At 71.7% G+C, this 16,290-nt stretch carries 13 protein-coding genes; 10 read left to right on the plus strand and 3 right to left on the minus strand.

Annotated features, from left to right (window positions below; genetic code table 11):
• Positions 1 to 26: 26 nt before the first annotated feature.
• The 4 genes from Vgi01_RS30460 to Vgi01_RS04055 all read left to right on the plus strand — a co-directional run bounded on the left by Vgi01_RS30460 (position 27) and on the right by Vgi01_RS04055 (position 3,711).
• Positions 27 to 1,103: a threonine ammonia-lyase gene (locus Vgi01_RS30460; RefSeq protein WP_239088793.1), complete on the plus strand. Its 1,077-nt coding sequence runs from the start codon at positions 27 to 29 to the stop codon at positions 1,101 to 1,103.
• On the plus strand, positions 1,100 to 2,263 hold the full coding sequence (locus Vgi01_RS04045; RefSeq protein ID WP_204290182.1) for a D-alanine--D-alanine ligase family protein: 1,164 nt from the start codon (positions 1,100 to 1,102) through the stop codon (positions 2,261 to 2,263). The genes Vgi01_RS30460 and Vgi01_RS04045 overlap by 4 nt, the downstream gene beginning before the upstream one ends.
• Positions 2,260 to 2,895: a M15 family metallopeptidase gene (locus Vgi01_RS04050; RefSeq protein WP_204290183.1), complete on the plus strand. Its 636-nt coding sequence runs from the start codon at positions 2,260 to 2,262 to the stop codon at positions 2,893 to 2,895. Before Vgi01_RS04045 ends, Vgi01_RS04050 begins: the two co-directional genes overlap by 4 nt.
• A gap of 141 nt (positions 2,896 to 3,036) precedes the next feature.
• A complete protein-coding gene (locus Vgi01_RS04055) occupies positions 3,037 to 3,711 on the plus strand; it encodes an RlpA-like double-psi beta-barrel domain-containing protein (protein ID WP_102658243.1) in 675 nt (224 codons plus the stop codon).
• Positions 3,712 to 3,769: 58 nt separating this feature from the next.
• Here the strand turns inward: Vgi01_RS04055 and gabT are convergent, their stop codons facing one another.
• Both gabT and Vgi01_RS04065 read right to left on the minus strand, forming a co-directional pair.
• A complete protein-coding gene (gene gabT, locus Vgi01_RS04060) occupies positions 3,770 to 5,041 on the minus strand; it encodes a 4-aminobutyrate--2-oxoglutarate transaminase (RefSeq protein WP_204290184.1) in 1,272 nt (423 codons plus the stop codon).
• An 8-nt stretch (positions 5,042 to 5,049) separates the two neighbouring features.
• Complete coding sequence (locus tag Vgi01_RS04065; protein ID WP_102658241.1) at positions 5,050 to 6,486, minus strand: gamma-aminobutyraldehyde dehydrogenase; 1,437 nt, start codon at positions 6,484 to 6,486, stop codon at positions 5,050 to 5,052.
• A 140-nt stretch (positions 6,487 to 6,626) separates the two neighbouring features.
• Between Vgi01_RS04065 and Vgi01_RS04070 the strand changes: the two genes are divergently transcribed.
• Complete coding sequence (locus tag Vgi01_RS04070) at positions 6,627 to 8,066, plus strand: aldehyde dehydrogenase family protein (protein ID WP_204290185.1); 1,440 nt, start codon at positions 6,627 to 6,629, stop codon at positions 8,064 to 8,066.
• Between the two features lie 61 nt (positions 8,067 to 8,127).
• Here the strand turns inward: Vgi01_RS04070 and Vgi01_RS04075 are convergent, their stop codons facing one another.
• A complete protein-coding gene (locus tag Vgi01_RS04075; protein ID WP_204290186.1) occupies positions 8,128 to 9,360 on the minus strand; it encodes an SUKH-3 domain-containing protein in 1,233 nt (410 codons plus the stop codon).
• 72 nt (positions 9,361 to 9,432) lie between these two features.
• On the opposite strand from Vgi01_RS04075, the gene Vgi01_RS04080 reads away from it, so the two are divergent.
• The 5 genes from Vgi01_RS04080 to Vgi01_RS04100 all read left to right on the plus strand — a co-directional run bounded on the left by Vgi01_RS04080 (position 9,433) and on the right by Vgi01_RS04100 (position 16,252).
• Positions 9,433 to 9,852, plus strand: a complete 420-nt coding sequence (locus Vgi01_RS04080) for a YbaB/EbfC family nucleoid-associated protein (protein WP_199180202.1) — start codon at positions 9,433 to 9,435, stop codon at positions 9,850 to 9,852.
• Positions 9,852 to 10,190 (plus strand): hypothetical protein, encoded by a 339-nt coding sequence (locus Vgi01_RS04085; RefSeq protein WP_199180201.1) that lies wholly within the window; start codon positions 9,852 to 9,854, stop codon positions 10,188 to 10,190. Before Vgi01_RS04080 ends, Vgi01_RS04085 begins: the two co-directional genes overlap by 1 nt.
• Positions 10,191 to 10,208: 18 nt before the next feature.
• Complete coding sequence (locus Vgi01_RS04090; RefSeq protein WP_204290187.1) at positions 10,209 to 13,394, plus strand: toxin glutamine deamidase domain-containing protein; 3,186 nt, start codon at positions 10,209 to 10,211, stop codon at positions 13,392 to 13,394.
• Between the two features lie 188 nt (positions 13,395 to 13,582).
• The gene (locus Vgi01_RS04095; RefSeq protein ID WP_204290188.1) at positions 13,583 to 14,803 is read left to right on the plus strand and encodes a hypothetical protein; all 1,221 of its coding nucleotides are present in this window, start codon (positions 13,583 to 13,585) and stop codon (positions 14,801 to 14,803) included.
• A gap of 69 nt (positions 14,804 to 14,872) precedes the next feature.
• A complete protein-coding gene (locus Vgi01_RS04100) occupies positions 14,873 to 16,252 on the plus strand; it encodes a phosphomannomutase/phosphoglucomutase (RefSeq protein ID WP_102658253.1) in 1,380 nt (459 codons plus the stop codon).
• Positions 16,253 to 16,290: the final 38 nt, after the last annotated feature.

Genomic DNA, 16,290 nt, shown 5'->3' on the forward strand with positions numbered 1-16,290 from the left:
CGCCGGCTGAACCAGAAGGAGACGACATGTCCCGCTCAGCTTCCCCGGAGGGCGACCCAGCCCGGGTCGACGTGGCGGAGGCCGCCCGTTGGCTCGACGGCCGGGTGCTGCGTACCCCGTTGTTGCGGTCCCCGGCGATCGACCGGCTGGCCGGCGTGCGGGTGCTGATGAAGGCGGAGAACCTGCAGCGTGGCGGCTCGTACAAGATGCGGGGTGGGTTGTTCGCGGTCGGCCGGCTCGCGGCGGCCGGGCACGGTGGGGTGGTCGCGCAGAGCACCGGTAACCATGCCGTCGCGGTGGCGCTGGCGGCGCGGCGACACGGCGTGGCCGCCACTGTGGTGCTTCCGGTCGACGCGCCCGCGACGAAGGTCGAGCGGGCCCGGGCGGCCGGTGCGCGGGTGGTGCTCGCCGGTACCGACGTCGCGCAGCGGCTGACGGCGGCCCGGCAGATCAGCGACGAGACCGGCCACCCGATCGTCGACGCGTACGACCATCCGGACGTGGTCGCCGGGCAGGGCACCGCAAGCCTCGAACTGATCGAGGATGCCGAGCGGGCCGGCACTCCGCTGGACGCGCTGGTGCTGCCCGTCGGTGGGGGCGGCGGTGTGGCCGGCGCGTGCCTGGCCGCCGCCGGGCGGCCGATCGAGGTGTACGGCGTGGAGCCGTACGGCTGCGATTCGCTGGCCCGCAGCCTGGACGCCGGTCGACCGGTCCCGGTCACGCCCGCACCGACGATCGCCGACGGTCTTCGGCCCTCCTGTGTGGGTGCGCTGCCGTTCGCCATCGTCCGGGACCGCCTGAGCGGGGTGATCCGGGTGGACGACGAGCAGATTGCCGAGGCGTTCCGGCTGCTCCTGCTGGAACTGAAGGTGCTGGCCGAGCCGTCGGGCGCGGCCGGCCTGGCCGGCGTACTCCGGTTGACCGGCAGCAACGCCGAGCAACTCGGCGGCCGGTACGCGAAGGGGGCAGACAGTGCCGGCGGGCCGACCGGTGGTGGGCGGCTGCACACGGTCGGTGTGGTGCTGACCGGCGGAAATGTGGAAGCGGACCTGGTCGCCCGACTGGCGACCCCGCATCGGATCGAGGAAGGGGCGGCAGCATGAGCGAGCGGCACAGCGGGGGAGTACGACGGGACGGCGGCAGGCCGCAGGTGATCGGGGTGCTGTTCGGCGGCCCGTCCGCGGAGCACGAGGTCTCCTGCGCCTCGGCGCTCGGCGTGGCGCGGGCGCTTGTCGGCGGCGGGTACCAGGTCGTGGCACTCGGCGTCACCCGTCAGGGCCGGCTGCGGCTCGTGCCCGAGGAGACACTGTCCGCCCACATCGACGGTACGGCGGCGGCACGGGCCATCGACGACCGGCTGTCGGTGACCGGGTCGGCCGTGGAGTTGCGGGCCGGCGAGCGGCCCGGCACCGCGCTTGTCACCGGGGCGGAGTCGCCCGGCGAGGTGCACGTCGTACTCGACGTGGTCTTCCCGGTCCTGCACGGCCCGTACGGGGAGGACGGTGTGGTGCAGGGGCTGCTCGAATCGCTTGGCGTGCCGTACGTGGGATGCGGGATCCTCGCCTCCGCCGTCGGGATGGACAAGGTGGCGATGAAGCGGGCGCTGCGGGCCGAGGGAGTGCCGATCACCCCGCACGTCTGGTTCGACGAGCACACCTACCGCACCACCGAGGACGTGGAGAAGCTGGTGGTGGGGCTGCGCCGGCCACTGTTCGTCAAACCGGCGCGGATGGGTTCGTCGATCGGCATCTCCCGGGTGACCGAGGACGACGACCTGGCCGCGGCGGTGGAGGAGGCACTGCGGCACGACAACCTGGTGGTGGTGGAGCAGGGCGTCACCGGCCGCGAGTTGGAGTGCGGGGTGCTCGGCGGAACCCGTCCCGAGGCGTCCACCGTGGGCGAGGTGCGGGTCACCGGAGGCTGGTTCGACTACCAGCAGAAGTACTTCGGCGACGCCGATCCGATGGTGGTGCCGGCGGTGCTGCCCGACGAGGTGACCGAACGGATCCGGGACCTGTCGCTGCGGGCGTTCGCCGCGATCGGCGGCTGGGGGCTGGCCCGCGTCGACTTCCTCTACGACGAGACGACCGGCGAGTTGTACGTCAACGAGTTGAACACGATGCCCGGCTTCACCGCGCACTCGATGTACCCGAAGGTGTGGGCGGCTGCCGGGGTCGGCTACCAGGAGATCGTCGATCGACTGGTCGCGCTCGCTGTCGAGCGGCAGGCGAGCCGTCCCACCGGCGAGGAGGGCCAGGCGTGATCCTGCTCTGCGATCCCCGGGTGGCGGCGGTGCCCGGCGTCGACGACGGTGACCCCCTGGTCGACCTGCGGGACGTACCCGAACTGCGGCTCGACGGCCGGGCCGCCGATCCGGCCGGGGCGTACGCCCGGTTGCGCCAAGGGATGGTGGACCGTCTGCTGGCCGCGCAGCGCACCCTGCCCGACGGCCTGCGCCTGCTGGTCATCGAGGGATACCGGCCGTACGAGGCGCAGCTGAACATCTTCACCTCCTACCGGGACGAGTTGCGCCGCAACCATCCGGACTGGTCGCCGCAGCGGGTGTACGAGGAGACCACCAAGTTCGTCTCCCCGGTGGAGGTGGCCCCGCACAGCACCGGTGGGGCGGTGGACCTGACCCTGTGCACCGCCGACGGGTCCGAGGTGGACATGGGCACCCCCGTGGACGCCACCCCCGAGGCGAGCGGAAACGCCTGCTTCACGGCCGCCACGTCGATCGACGCGCCGGCCCGCCGGTACCGGCGGATCATGGGTGCCGCGCTGGCCTGCGCGGGACTTGTCAACTACCCCACCGAGTGGTGGCACTGGTCCTACGGCGACCGTTACTGGGCACTGATGACCGGGGCACCGCACACCCGCTACGGCCCGCTGTGAAGGTGCGGGACGACGTCATCCTGTGCGGGCACGGTGTCGGAGAGTCGATGTGAAGGATTGTTTCCGATCCACCTGAACCCGACAGCGCTCCCACGCCGTACCAGCCTCCGAACGCAGATGCCGAGGTACGGGAGGCGACAGGTGAAGGTGCAGCGCAAGCACATGCTGGCGGCAGGGGTGGCGGTGGTGGCCGCCGGGGCCTTGGCGGTGAGCACCGGGCTCGGCTTCGCCGACAGCACGCCTACCGCCCAGAGCGTCTGCCCCGGCTCGATCACCTTCTCGGCCGAAGGGGGTGCCCCGGCCGCCACCAGCAACCAGTTCCCGGTCGGGACCCGGCTGCGGGTGACAAACCTGGACAACGCCAGGACGGCGGAGGTGACAGTGGTCGGGCCGTCGGGCAGTTGCGTGCTGCTCAACGCCGCCGCGATGGAGCTGGTCCGCGAACCGGGAAAGAACGTCATCCGGCGCAACGTGGTCGAACGGCTGGGCGGTGTCGCCGTACCGCCCAGGCAGCCGGACCAGGTCGCCGACCGGCCCGGCGTCGCGTCACCGCCCGCGGTCCGCCCGGTCGACGGGTCGGCCTGCCAGGGCGCGATCACCTTCTTCGAGGAGACCGCCGCCCCGGCCGCCACCAGCGACCGGTTCCCGGTCGGCACCCGGCTGCGGGTGACAAACCTGGACAACAACCGGTCGACCACTGTGACGGTGACCGGGCCGTCGGGCAGTTGCGTGCTGCTCAACTCCGCCGCGATGGAACAGATCCGGGAACCCGGCAAGAACCTGGTCCGCAACAACACAGTCGAGCTGCTGCGCTGAGACCGGGCCGGGTGGCTGTCGCGCGGTGCGGACGCGGCAGTCACCCGGCCGTCCAGGGTCACCCGAAGGCGGCGTCGAGGATCTCCATCGCACGGGACAGCTCGTCGTCGGCGATGACCAGCGGGGGCAGGAAACGCAGCACGTTGCCGTAGGTGCCGCAGGTGAGGGTGAGCAGGCCGGCGGCGTGGCAGGCCGCCGAGACCGCCGCCGTGGCGGCCGGGTCGGGAGTGAGGGTGCCCGGCTGCACGATCTCCACGGCGAGCATCGCGCCGCGACCGCGTACCTCGGCGATCGCCGGATCCCGTTCGGCGATCGCCCGCAGCCGGGCACCCAGTACGGCCTCGATCCGCCGGGCCGCACCGGCCAGGTCCAGCTCGTGCATGGTGTCGATCGAGGCGAGCGCGGCGGCGCAGGCGATCGGGTTGCCCCCGTAGGTGCCACCGAGCCCGCCGACGTGCACCGCGTCCATCAGCTCCGCCCGGCCGGTCACCGCGGCCAGCGGCAGCCCACCAGCGATGCCCTTGGCCAGGGTGATCAGATCCGGTTCGACGCCCTCGTGCTGGCAGGCGAACCAGTCGCCGGTGCGGCAGAAGCCGGTCTGGATCTCGTCGGCGATGAAGACCACCCCGGCCGCCGTCGCCCACTCGCGCAGCGCCGGCAGAAAACCCGCCGCCGGTACGACGAAACCGCCCTCGCCCTGGATCGGTTCGATCAGCAGCGCCGCTACGTTCTCCGCACCGACCTGCTTTTCCACCAACTCGATCGCCCGGGCCGCAGCGGTGGCACCGTCCAGGCCACCGTCGCGCAGCGGGTACGACATCGGCACCCGGTAGATCTCTCCGGCGAACGGCCCGAACCGGTGCTTGTACGGCATGTTCTTCGCGGTCAACGCCATGGTCAGGTTGGTCCTGCCGTGGTACGCGTGGTCGAAGACCACCACCGCCGGCCGACCGGTGGCGTGCCGGGCGATCTTGACAGCGTTCTCCACCGCCTCGGCACCGGAGTTGAACAACGCCGAGCGCTTCTCGAAGCCGCCCGGAGTCAGCTCGTTGAGCTGCTCGCAGACCGCCACGTACGACTCGTACGGCGCGACCATGAAGCAGGTGTGGGTGAAGCGTTCGACCTGGGCGCGTACCGCCTCGACCACCTTCGGGGCGGAGTTGCCCACGTTGGTGACGGCGATGCCGGCGGCGAAGTCGATCCACTGGCGGCCCTCGACGTCGGTGAGGGTGCCGCCCGAGGCGGTGTCGACATAGGAGGAAATGACGCTGCCGACACCCCGTGCGACGGCCGAACCCCGCCGCTTGTGCAGCTCCGCTGAAGAGGTCATGAGACTGCTCAGCCCTCGATGTTGTGCATGACGTGCTTGATCCGGGTGTAGTCCTCGAGGCTGTAGATCGAGAGGTCCTTGCCGTGCCCGGAGTGCTTGAAGCCGCCGTGCGGCATCTCGGAGATGAACGGGATGTGGGTGTTCACCCAGACGCAGCCGAAGTCGAGCCGCCTGGTCATCCGCATGGCGCGGCCGTGGTCGCGGGTCCAGACCGAGGCGGACAGGCCGTAGTCGACGCCGTTGGCCCAGCGCACCGCCTCGTCCTCGTCGGAGAAGCGCTGCACGGTGATGACCGGGCCGAAGACCTCCTGCTGAATGATCTCGTCGGCCTGTTGCAGGCCGGAGACGACGGTCGGGGCGTAGAAGTAGCCGCGCTCGCCCACCTGCGCACCGCCGGTCTGCAGGTTCGCGTGGTCGGGCAGCCGGTCCACGAAGCCGCGTACCCGGGCCAGTTGGTTGGCGTTGTTCAGCGGGCCGTAGAGCACGTCCTCCTCGTCCGGCAGGCCGGTCCTGGTGTTGCGGGCCTGCTCGGTGAGGGCAGCGACGAAGTCCTCGTGGACGCCGGGCGCGGTCAGCACCCGGGTGGCGGCGGTGCAGTCCTGGCCAGCGTTGAAGTAGCCGCCCATCGCGATGGCCTCGGCCGCCGCCGCGATGTCGGCGTCGTCGAAGATCACCACCGGGGCCTTGCCGCCCAGTTCCAGGTGGGTGCGCTTGAGGTCGGGTGCGGCGGCGGCAGCGACCTCCATGCCGGCCCGGGTGGAGCCGGTGATCGACACCAGCTGCGGGGTGGGGTGCGCGACCAGGGCACGACCGGTGTCCCGGTCACCGCAGACCACGTTGAACACGCCCGGCGGCAGGACCTCGGCGGCGATCTCGGCCAGCAGCAGCGTCGACACCGGCGTGGTGTCCGACGGCTTGAGTACCACCGTGTTGCCGGCGGCGAGGGCGGGCGCGATCTTCCAGACCGCCATCATCAGCGGGTAGTTCCACGGGGTGACCTGGGCGCAGACGCCGATCGGCTCGCGCCGCACGTACGAGGTGTGCCCGGCCATGTACTCACCCGCTGAACGGCCCTCCAGCAGCCGGGCGGCACCGGCGAAGAAGCGGAACTCGTCCACCGCGGGCGGCAGCTCCTCGTCGGCGGTGAGCTGGCGGGGCTTGCCGGTGTTGCGAACCTCGGCGTCGACCAGGTCGGCGGCCCGGGCCTCGACCGCGTCGGCGAGCTTGAGCAGGGCCTTCTGCCGCTCCGCCGGAGTGCTGTCCCGCCAACTGTCGAAGGCGGTGGCGGCGGCCCGCATCGCCGCGTCGACATCGGCGGCCCCGGAGACCGGGGCCTGGGCGAAGACCTCCCCGGTGCAGGGGTCGATCAGGTCGGCGTAGCCACCGTCGACCGGCTCGACGTACTCGCCGTTGACGAAGTTGCGCAGCTTCTGCTGGTCACTCATGACAGGATCACTCCGAAGGGTCCGGGGGCGCGCTGCGGCGGTTATCGCAACCTTCGTGCCATCTTCGCTACTGAATTCGCGGCAGACAAGGGTCTGGGCGACCGTATCCGTCGGCCTGGCTCTGGATTAGGCTGCGGAACGTGGAGCTCACACCGTTCTTCGTCGCCGGTCGACCCAGCCACGGCACCGACGAGGTGACCGTCCACCATCCGTACGACGGGCGTCCGGTGGGGCGTACCAGCCTCGCCGCCGCCGACCAGGTCGAGGCGGCCGTGGCGGCGGCGGCCGAGGTGGCGGCGACGGCTGCCGCACTGCCCGCGCACGCCCGCGCGGCGGCCCTCGACCACGTCTCGCGCCGACTCGCCGAACGGGCCGAGGAGATCGCCGCCCTGATCACCGCCGAGAACGGCAAGCCGGTCAAGTGGGCCCGCGCCGAGGTGGGCCGAGCGGTGTCGACCTTCCGGTGGGCGGCCGAGGAGGCCCGGCGCTACTCCGGTGAGCTGCAACGACTCGACACCGACCCGGCCGCCACCGGCCGCATCGCCCTGGTCCGACGGGTGCCGAAGGGGCCGGTGCTGGGCATCACCCCGTTCAACTTCCCGCTCAACCTGGTGGCCCACAAGGTCGCCCCGGCCCTGGCGGTCGGCGCACCCATCGTCGTGAAGCCGGCCCCGGCCACCCCCCTCTCGGCGCTGCTGCTCGGCGAGATCCTGGCCGAGACCGACCTGCCCGCAGGCATGTTCTCGGTGTTGCCGCTGCCCAACGACCGCGCCGCCGAACTCGTCACCGACCCCCGCCTGCCGGTCGTCTCGTTCACCGGCTCCGGGCCGGTCGGCGCGAGCATCCGCCGATCCGTACCGGACAAGCACGTGACGCTGGAACTGGGCGGCAACGCGGCGGCCCTGATCTGCGAAGACTGGTCCGCCGACGAGGACCTCACCTTCGCGGCGCAGCGGATCGCCACCTTCTCCAACTACCAGGCCGGCCAGTCCTGCATCGCGGTGCAGCGGGTGTACGTGCACGAGTGGCTCTACGACGGGTTCCTGCCCCGCCTGGTCGCGGCCGTACGGGAGTTGCGTACCGGCGACCCGACCGATCCGCTGACCGACGTCGGTCCGTTGGTCTCCGTCGACGCCGCCCGCCGCGTGGAGGCCTGGGTGGACGAGGCGGTGGCGGCGGGCGCCACCATCGAGACCGGCGGCCAGCGGGACGGTGCGACCTACCCGCCGACCGTCCTCAGTGGAGTACCTGCTGGCGCGAAGGTGTGCACCGAGGAGGTGTTCGGCCCGGTGCTCGTCGTGGACCGGGTCGAGAGCGACGCCGCCGGGTTCGCCGCCGTCAACGACTCGGCGTACGGGCTCCAGGCCGGTGTCTTCACCCACCGCCTCGACGTCGCCTTCGCCGCGGCCCGCACCCTGGAGGTCGGCGGGTTGATCGTCGGCGACGTGCCGTCGTACCGCGCCGACCAGATGCCGTACGGCGGGGTGAAGGGCAGCGGCGTAGGACGGGAAGGACTGCGCAGCGCCATGGACGACTACACCGACACCCGGGTCACCGTCCTCACCGGCCTGGCCCTGTAAGGAAGGGCACCTTATTAACGCCTGCGGTAGAGGAAGGGCCCCCTATTAACACCGGGATGGCTCACCAACTGCCGTCGTCGCGTACCCGAGCCGGGGCGCGGCCGAGCAGCAGGGTGACGAGAGCCTCGTCGATGTCCGCGCCGAGGAACCACTCGCCGGCCTGATCCAGCGCGAAGATCCGGCCGTGCTCGTCGACGGCGATGATGCTGTGCTGGTTCTCCGTACCGATGGGGAACAGCCGTGCCCCGATCACCGCCGCGAAGTCGGCAAGCGTGTCAGCGGTGTGCGCGACCTGCCGAGGCCGAATGTCGAACCGGGAGATCCACACCTCTTCCCCCGGGCCCCGTCGTCCGCCAACCAGGCCCGGAAATGCTGTGAGAGTGGAGGTTGCGGCGGGAAAGACCGTGTGCTCATGAAGCTTGCCGCGTACAGCGCTCACATCGCGGATGGCGGACATCGCGACGACTTCGTCGCCGAAGTGAGGGCGCCAGCCGGCGGCGACCAGGGCATGAGTGACCTCTGGCGGAAATCGATCCGGTGAAGGGTCGGGCGCGGGTTCGGGATACCACGGGACGGTGTATGCCCGGTCTGACCATGGCAGCAGGCTGAAGTCCACCAGCATGTCGAGGCAAGAATCGCAAGGCCGCTCAGCCGGCCCACTGTGCGGATCACCCGGCTCGCGGACTCGGAACACCTCGATGCGCGCGGAACTCAGTAGGTCTCTTGCATCGCCCATGCCCATCGGGGCGATGCCTTCGGCGGTGCGGCGGTGGTCGTACTCGTGCAGGACGTCGGAGACGACGATCAGTTCGGCGTGCCGGTCGCCGCCACGGACCAGGTGCCCGGTGGGCAGCCCGTCGAGGTACGCGCGGACCAGCGGATGATGGTTGAGCTCGATGTCGCCCTTCGCGCCGTGCGCGGTGAAGATGCGGCCCTCGATGGTCAGGTGTGCCGCAGTGGTCGGCGTGGGTAGCCGACGGATCTCCCGCAGCAGTTGGCCGGCCGGATCCACGGTGCGAGGGACCGGCGGGCCGGTGGGGCGACCGCGGCGGAAGAGTTGCTCGACCACCTCGGGCGGCACCCGCGGCCAGGTGGTCACCTCGCCGGTCTCCTTGTCGACCACTGTGGTCGGCAGGTCACCCGGCAGTGATCTGACCCCAGTGGACACCGTAGAGGTGATGACGTACCCGAGGTCGAACTCCGTGACCATGGGACGGCACTCGTGACCCAGGCGCTGCGAGTCGCGGCGGGCCCATACTGCCGCGATCTGCTCGGCCTGCTCGCGGTCAATCACACCGCGAACCTACCGGACAACGCGAACTCGTGGCAGCCGGTATGGTGCGGCTTACCGACGGTTACGAGAGGGATGGCGTTGACCGACAGCGTGAACCGTGATGCCAATCGTGCTCTCCGGGCCCGCTTCGACGAGGTGTACGGGCAGTATCAGCAGCTGCGGTCCGGTTTGGACGAGCTGCAGGCCAGGCTCGCCGAGCTGCGGGTGACGCAGCGCTCCGACGACGGCCAGGTGACCGCGACCGTCGGCGCCCAGGGCGAGCTGATCGCGGTGGACCTGAATCCCTCGATCTACCGTGACCACGACGCCAAGGCGTTGAGCGCGAAGATCACCGCCACGGTACGGCGGGCCGCCGCCGCCGCGACGACTGCCACCCAGGACCTCGTGAGCACCTACCTGCCGGCCCGGTCCGGCGCCGCCGACTTCCTGCGTACCGGTGACTTCGGCACCCTGCTCGGCCGGGCCGACACCGTGCTGCGACGGAGCGAGTGATGGCCGGACAGCTCTGGCTCGACCCGGCCCGGGCCCGTCGCGGCGGCGCGGACCTGACCCGCGCGGGCGAGGCGGTGACCGGTCGGCACGCCGAGGCCGGTGCCGCGATAACGGCGGCCAGCAACCGGCGGCCCTGGGGCCGCGACGACATCGGCGCGGCGTTCGAGCGGCAGTACCGGGGCTACGAGGAGATGGCACTGCGGGTCTGGGCGGGTGTCGGACGCCGACTGGCCGACCTCGGCGCGGACGTGGTCCGCTCCGTCGAGACCAACCAACAGACCGACGCGGCCAGCGGCGCCCGCTTCGACCGCATCTCCGACCCGCGCTCGCGGCGCTGATCCGGGCCGGGATCCGCGATGACGCTGTTGCCGAGCCCGATTCCGCACCCACTCGACTATTCGCCGTGGGACCTGCCGGGCTGGATCTACGAGGCGCTCGACTGGGTGATCGGCGTCGAATGGCCGGAAGGCGACGAGCGCGCCGTCTGGGATCTGGCCGACCAGTGGTACGCGGCTGCCGCATCCCTCGCCGGCCCTCAGGCGGATGCGAGCACCGCCGCCGCCGAGGTGCACCAGGGCTACGGCGGCGTCGGTGCGGTCGCGACCGCGTTCGGCGGGGTATGGCGGCGGGTGGCCGATGGCGAGGAGGCCCCGCTGCCGGTGCTGCTCGCGGTCAGCCACGAGCTGGGTCGGGTGGTGGAGGAGTGCGGGTGCGACATCGAGGGTGCCAAGCTCGAAGTCTGGATCGAGCTGGGCATCCTGGTCATCGAGTTGTTGGCGTTGGCGGTGGCGGCCGTGCTCACCGCCGGGGCCGCCTCGCCGGCCGCCGCCGGGGTCATCGCCGCCACCCGCTTCCTCGTCCAGCAGATATTCCGGCGTCTGCTCGCCCAGCTGGCTCGAAAGTCGCTGAAGCAGGGTCTCAAGGAAGTCGGCGAACGCGCGGCGAAGCAGGTGACCGCCACGGGTGCGCGTGGGCTCGGCCGGCACGCCGCCCGAGAAGGGCTGACGGAGGCGGCCCAGGAGACCGGGGTCAACCTGGCCACCCAGGTTTATCAGCAGAACACCGGCCGTCGGCACGAGTTGGACGTGACCGACCTGAGCACGAACGCGATCGGCGGCCTGGCCGGCGGGGCAGCGGCCTCACTGGCCGGTCTCGGGCGGCACGCCACCGGTGGGGGTGCCCGGATGGCCGAACACCTGGGCCGGGAGATGACCGGCGAGGTGATCGCCGACCAAGCCGCGAGCCTGGCCACCGGCCAGGGGTTGACGTCGCTGGAGGACGCCGCCCGGGCGGCTGCTTCGGGTGCTCGCGGCTCGGCCACCGGCCAGGCTGACCGGGCGTTGCAGGCCCGGCTCGACGGCCAACTGGCTGCCCTGTCCGGCCCGACGCTCCCGACGGTGCTGCCCGGGCCGGCCGTCCCGGTGCCTTCCGTCCCGGTGCCTTCCGCCCCGGAGCTGACGCTTCCGCTCGCCGGCGGAGCATCGAGCCAGCCAGCGCCCCTCACGGAGTCGGCGCAAAGCGTGGCGATTCCGGCTCAACGAATCTCGGCCGAGCCACCTGCCGTCGGGCTGATAGGCGAGCCACCTGCCGTCGGGCAGTTTGATTCGACGTCGCTTGCTGCCGGGCCTGCGCTGCCCCTGTCGACAGCCGAAGGCGGCTTGGGACAGCAGCCGTCTCATGCCGGCGGGCCGGTGAGTCTCGCTGGCCCCGGCCTGAACGAAGCGTCGCAGGCCCTGCCGGGTTCGGCCCTGACTACTGAGACGGCCCCGACTCCGGGCTCGGCTTCGACCACTGAGCCGGGCTCGACTCCGGAACCGGCCCAGCCGGGCCGTGAGGTCCCGGCGAGTGCTCAGTCAAGCGTTGCTGCCGTAAGCCCAGCTTCGACGGCCGGACTGGTCGACGTCTCAGGGCCGGCGTTGTCCACGGTCGCGCCACCGTCGGTCGTGCCAGGTGTCGCTACCGGCCCGGACATGACGGCGGCGGGCGGAGGAGTGGTTAACGGTCCGGCACATCCGAGCGTTCCGGCTCATCCGAGCGCTCCGGCCCATGCGCCGAGCCCGGTAGCCGCGGTCGGCATCAGCGGGTCGTCGACTGCGACGGGCTCCGCAGCAGCAGGGCCGGTGATGGACCGGGTGCCGGGCGCGCCGACGACGCGGCCGGAGGCAGGTTCTCCCAGCAGCGCACCGGCGCGGCCGGAGTCTCCGCCCGCGCCTCACCGCTCCGCACTTGTCGAAGCACTCGTTCCGAATGCGCCTGCGGTGAACTCTCCAGGGCGTGTCACGCCACCCACCGCGCCGCCGACACCCCCCGATCCCGACGCCAGCCGGGCCGCCGAGTACGACGCCCTCGAACGGCGTCGTTACCAGGGCTATTACGAGTCACAGCGGGCGTGGTTCGAGGAGAAACGTCGCCTGGACGAAACGATGCGGCTGAGAAGTCAGGCGGATGAGCATTACCAGCGCGCCAGCGACTTTGCCGCATATGCGCGCCAACTCCACCGGGCGGGCCATCGCGATGCGTCAGCCAACTGGCAGCAGGCGGCGAATGCCGAAACCCGTGCGTACGGGCGGTGTCTGGATCTGGCCGACGCGGTGGCGTCGGGTGCCGTCGTGCCCGACGTGGTGGCCGTCGACCGGCCGGAGGACTTCCACCGGATCAACGACGACGTCGGCGATCTCGCTGTCGGCGCGATCGACACCGGCGATCGTTCCGCCCTGACCGGCGACGACCATCCGCCGCCGATCGACAGGTCCCGCCGGTACGGCCAGCCGGGCGGACTGCGTCCACCACTGGCTCTGCACCAACGGGACGTGGAACAGCAACTGCCCCGCGACGAGGCGGGCAACGTGGTGCGGACCGCCGATCCTCGGGCCGGGGACTGGTTCGGGCTGATGAACGACGGTGGGCCGCGGGCGGACCCGACCCGAGGGATCAACTGCCTGGACTGCACCCTGTCGCTCTACGACACCTGGGTGCACGGGCGTCCCCGGGTCGCCGCGCCACGCACCTTCGACGCGTACCAGGCCGGTGACGTGACCCGGCCGCTCAACGGCGAGCAGGACGGCACCGGGCGGGTCGAGGATGTCACAGGTGGCCGCTTCCAGCGGCTCTGCGACGGCACCGCCCGTACGCCTGCGGAACTGCAACGGGCACTGGACACCGGTTACCGCAACCTGCGCGACCAACTCGTGCTCGGTGGGCACGGCAGTTTCGCCTTCGTCGTCAACCATCTGGAGCGGGGTGGTGCGCACATCTGGGTGGCGTTGAACCAGAACGGCACGGTGCTCTACGTCGACCCGCAGGTCGGGCTGGTCAGCGATCAACCGCTGTACCGGTACCACGGGGCGGCGCACCCGTTCAACGCGGTCGACGCGGACGTGCTGGTGCTCGACGGCGGCGCCCGGCCCATGCCGCTGGCCGGGTTGCGTCGGGGCATCTACAGCCAGCGACCGGATCTGCCCCGATATCCGCCGGCGGAGGAGTTCGAGGGGTACGGCGACCCGTACCTCAACCGGGTGCACCTGCTCGGCGAATCCGGCTGACCGTCACCACCGGGCCGAGGGAGGCAGGCGACCGTCCGGCACGGGTGAGGCCGTCACGCCGGTGCGGTCCGCGACTGTCGACGGCGTGGCGGGTCGCACATCCGGGGTGGTCGATGACGAGCCGAGTGTGGGCGCCGGTAGTAGCCTGACCGGCGGTTCCCCCGTCGGGGGAGGAACGGTGGGAGCTCATGTCGGTAGGTCGCCGCGCGGCGCGGCTCGCGACGGTCTGCGTGTTCCTCGGCGGGCTGGTGACGCTCGGTGCCGCACCGGCGCACGCCGACGAGGACCGGGTGCGCGTCCGGTCGGCCGGCAGCTTCACCGCGGGCCGGGCCGCCCAGGACGTCCGGCTGGAGGTACGCAAACGTACCGACGGCTGTGTACGGGTGCGGGGCGCGCTGGGGCTCAGTCTGCCCGGCGTACGACCCGAGCAGGTCGCCGTCCAGGCGGAGGTCGACCGCCGATGGGTGTCCGTGCCGGTCTCCGGCGCCGACGGGCTGGTGACCACCGCGCCGGTCGCCCCGGCCAGGGACGAACTCTGCAAGCGCAAGGGCACGGTGCTCCGTTTCCGGGTGGCGTTCGGCGCCGAGGCTCCCGGGGGGCGGCTGGTCGTGACGGGCGAGGCGGTCACGGCGCGCGGTGTCCTGCTGGGGCGTGCCGTCGCGGAGTCCCGGGTGAACGGTGGCCGTGTCGCCCCGTCGCCGTCCCCCTCGCCGTCTCCCAGCCCCACTCTGGACGAGGTGGTCGAGACGCCGCCCGCGCCCACCGCGACGGTGGCGTTGGCGGTGGACAGCCCGGGGGAGGCGAGCCAGGCAGCCAACCAGTCCGGCGGCATCTCGTCGGTGATGTACGTCGGCATCGCCATGGTCGCGGCCGGTGCCCTGCTCATCGGGCTGCTGGTGTTCCGCTCACGCCGGGATCGGCGGCAGCGTGGCGAGCAGGCCGACGTCCCGCTGCCGGGTAATCCGGGCGGCACCACCTACCGTTCCACCAGGTCTTCGGTGCCGACGCAGGCCGGTCCGCAGGTGCTGCCGCCGCCCGGTCCGCAGGCGGTGCCGCCGCCAGCACCCGGCCAGGTGTACGGGACGGGTCGACCGCCCACGCCCCGCGTTTACGGCGGCGGTACGCCGACGGCCCGGCCCACCGGCGGCCTGTACGGTGCGCGGCCGACCGGTGCCGGCGACCAGAGCCCGGCCGCCCCGGCCGAGACCGCTCCCGCCGGCTCCGCGACCGCACCGCCGGTGTCCAGCCCTGCGGCGGTACCGCCGGTGTCGGGCTCTGCGACCGTGCCGCCGGTGTCCGGCTCCGCGGCCGTGCCGCCGGTGCAGGGCGGGTCGCCGGGGTGGCAGGACCCGCCGCCGCCCGCCGCGGCAGGCGACGATCCCAGGTACGGGGGCGGGCTGCCCGGCTGAGCCGGGGTGGGGGCCGTGCCTCCGATACGCTCAGCTTTGTTGACGGACCGCAGTCGAGGAGTGGAACTGGTGTCTGATCTGTCCCAGATCGTCAAGGCGTACGACGTCCGTGGGACGGTGCCGCAGCAGTGGGACGAGGGGGTTGCCGCCGCCTTGGGCTCCGCCTTCGCGCAGATGCTCGACGCCACCGGCGATGCGGGAAAGGCCGTGCTGATCGGGCACGACATGCGCGCCTCCGGCCCGGCGCTGGCGGCCGCCTTCGCGACCGGCGTACGCGCCGAGGGGCGTGCGGTCATCGAGATCGGGCTCGCCTCGACCGACATGATCTACTACGCCTCCGGTTCGTTGGATCTGCCTGGCGCGATGTTCACCGCCAGTCACAATCCGGCGCAGTACAACGGCATCAAGATGTGCCACGCGGGAGCCCGCCCGGTCGGGCAGGACACCGGGTTGGCCGAGGTCCGTGAGCGGGCGCAGGCGCTGCTGGACAAGGGCGAGCCGGTCGGTGAGCCGACCGCGCCGGTGCACCGGCAGGATCTGCTCGCCGACTACGCGGCGCACCTGCGCACGTTGGTGGACCTGTCCGGCATCCGGCCGTTGACCGTGGTCGTGGACGCGGGCAACGGGATGGCCGGGCACACCGTGCCCAGCGTGCTCGGTGACGCCGCGTTGGCGGCCCTGCCGTTGCGGATCGTGCCGATGTACTTCGAGTTGGACGGCACGTTCCCCAACCACGAGGCCAACCCGCTGGACCCGGCCAACCTGGTCGACCTGCAACGCGCGGTGGTGGCGCACGGCGCGGACATCGGCCTGGCGTTCGACGGGGACGCCGACCGCTGCTTCGTCATCGACGAGCGCGGCGAGCCGGTCTCGCCGTCGGCGATCACCGCGCTGGTCGCGGCCCGGGAGTTGGCCAAGCACCCCGGCTCGACTGTCATCCACAACCTGATCACCTCACAGGCGGTGCCGGAGATCATCCGGGAGCACGGCGGCGAGCCGGTGGTGGCCCGGGTGGGGCACTCGTTCATCAAGGCGGAGATGGCGCGTACCAACGCGATTTTCGGTGGTGAACACTCCGCCCACTACTACTTCCGGGATTTCTGGTTCGCCGACACCGGCATGCTGGCCGCGATGCACACCCTGGCCGCGCTCGGCGAGCAGCCGCAGCCGCTCTCCGTGCTCGGTGCCGAGTACGAGCGGTACGTCGCCTCCGGTGAGATCAACTCCACGGTGACGGACCAGGCCGCCAAGGTCGCCGAGGTGCGGGCCGCCTACCCGGATGCCGAGGTCGACGAACTGGACGGACTGACCCTGCGCTTCCCGGACGGGGCGTGGTTCAACCTGCGTGCCTCGAACACCGAGCCGTTGCTGCGGCTCAATGTCGAGGCGCCCACTGTGCAGCGAATGACGTCGCTGCGCGACGACGTGCTCGACCGGGTACGCCGATAAGATCGCTCGCGCCGTTCGGTGCCGCCGATCGGTGAAAC

The organism is Micromonospora gifhornensis (assembly GCF_016863515.1).
GTDB lineage: Bacteria > Actinomycetota > Actinomycetes > Mycobacteriales > Micromonosporaceae > Micromonospora > Micromonospora gifhornensis.

What these genes read in the sequence shown, in the direction of transcription:
- gabT (WP_204290184.1), bottom strand. Translation starts at nt 5,041, where the DNA reads ATGACCTCTTCAGCGGAGCTGCACAAGCGGCGGGGTTCGGCCGTCGCA.
- Vgi01_RS04090 (WP_204290187.1), top strand. Translation starts at nt 10,209, where the DNA reads ATGACGCTGTTGCCGAGCCCGATTCCGCACCCACTCGACTATTCGCCG.
- Vgi01_RS04085 (WP_199180201.1), top strand. Translation starts at nt 9,852, where the DNA reads ATGGCCGGACAGCTCTGGCTCGACCCGGCCCGGGCCCGTCGCGGCGGC.
- Vgi01_RS04065 (WP_102658241.1), bottom strand. Translation starts at nt 6,486, where the DNA reads ATGAGTGACCAGCAGAAGCTGCGCAACTTCGTCAACGGCGAGTACGTC.
- Vgi01_RS30460 (WP_239088793.1), top strand. Translation starts at nt 27, where the DNA reads ATGTCCCGCTCAGCTTCCCCGGAGGGCGACCCAGCCCGGGTCGACGTG.
- Vgi01_RS04080 (WP_199180202.1), top strand. Translation starts at nt 9,433, where the DNA reads ATGGCGTTGACCGACAGCGTGAACCGTGATGCCAATCGTGCTCTCCGG.
- Vgi01_RS04045 (WP_204290182.1), top strand. Translation starts at nt 1,100, where the DNA reads ATGAGCGAGCGGCACAGCGGGGGAGTACGACGGGACGGCGGCAGGCCG.
- Vgi01_RS04095 (WP_204290188.1), top strand. Translation starts at nt 13,583, where the DNA reads ATGTCGGTAGGTCGCCGCGCGGCGCGGCTCGCGACGGTCTGCGTGTTC.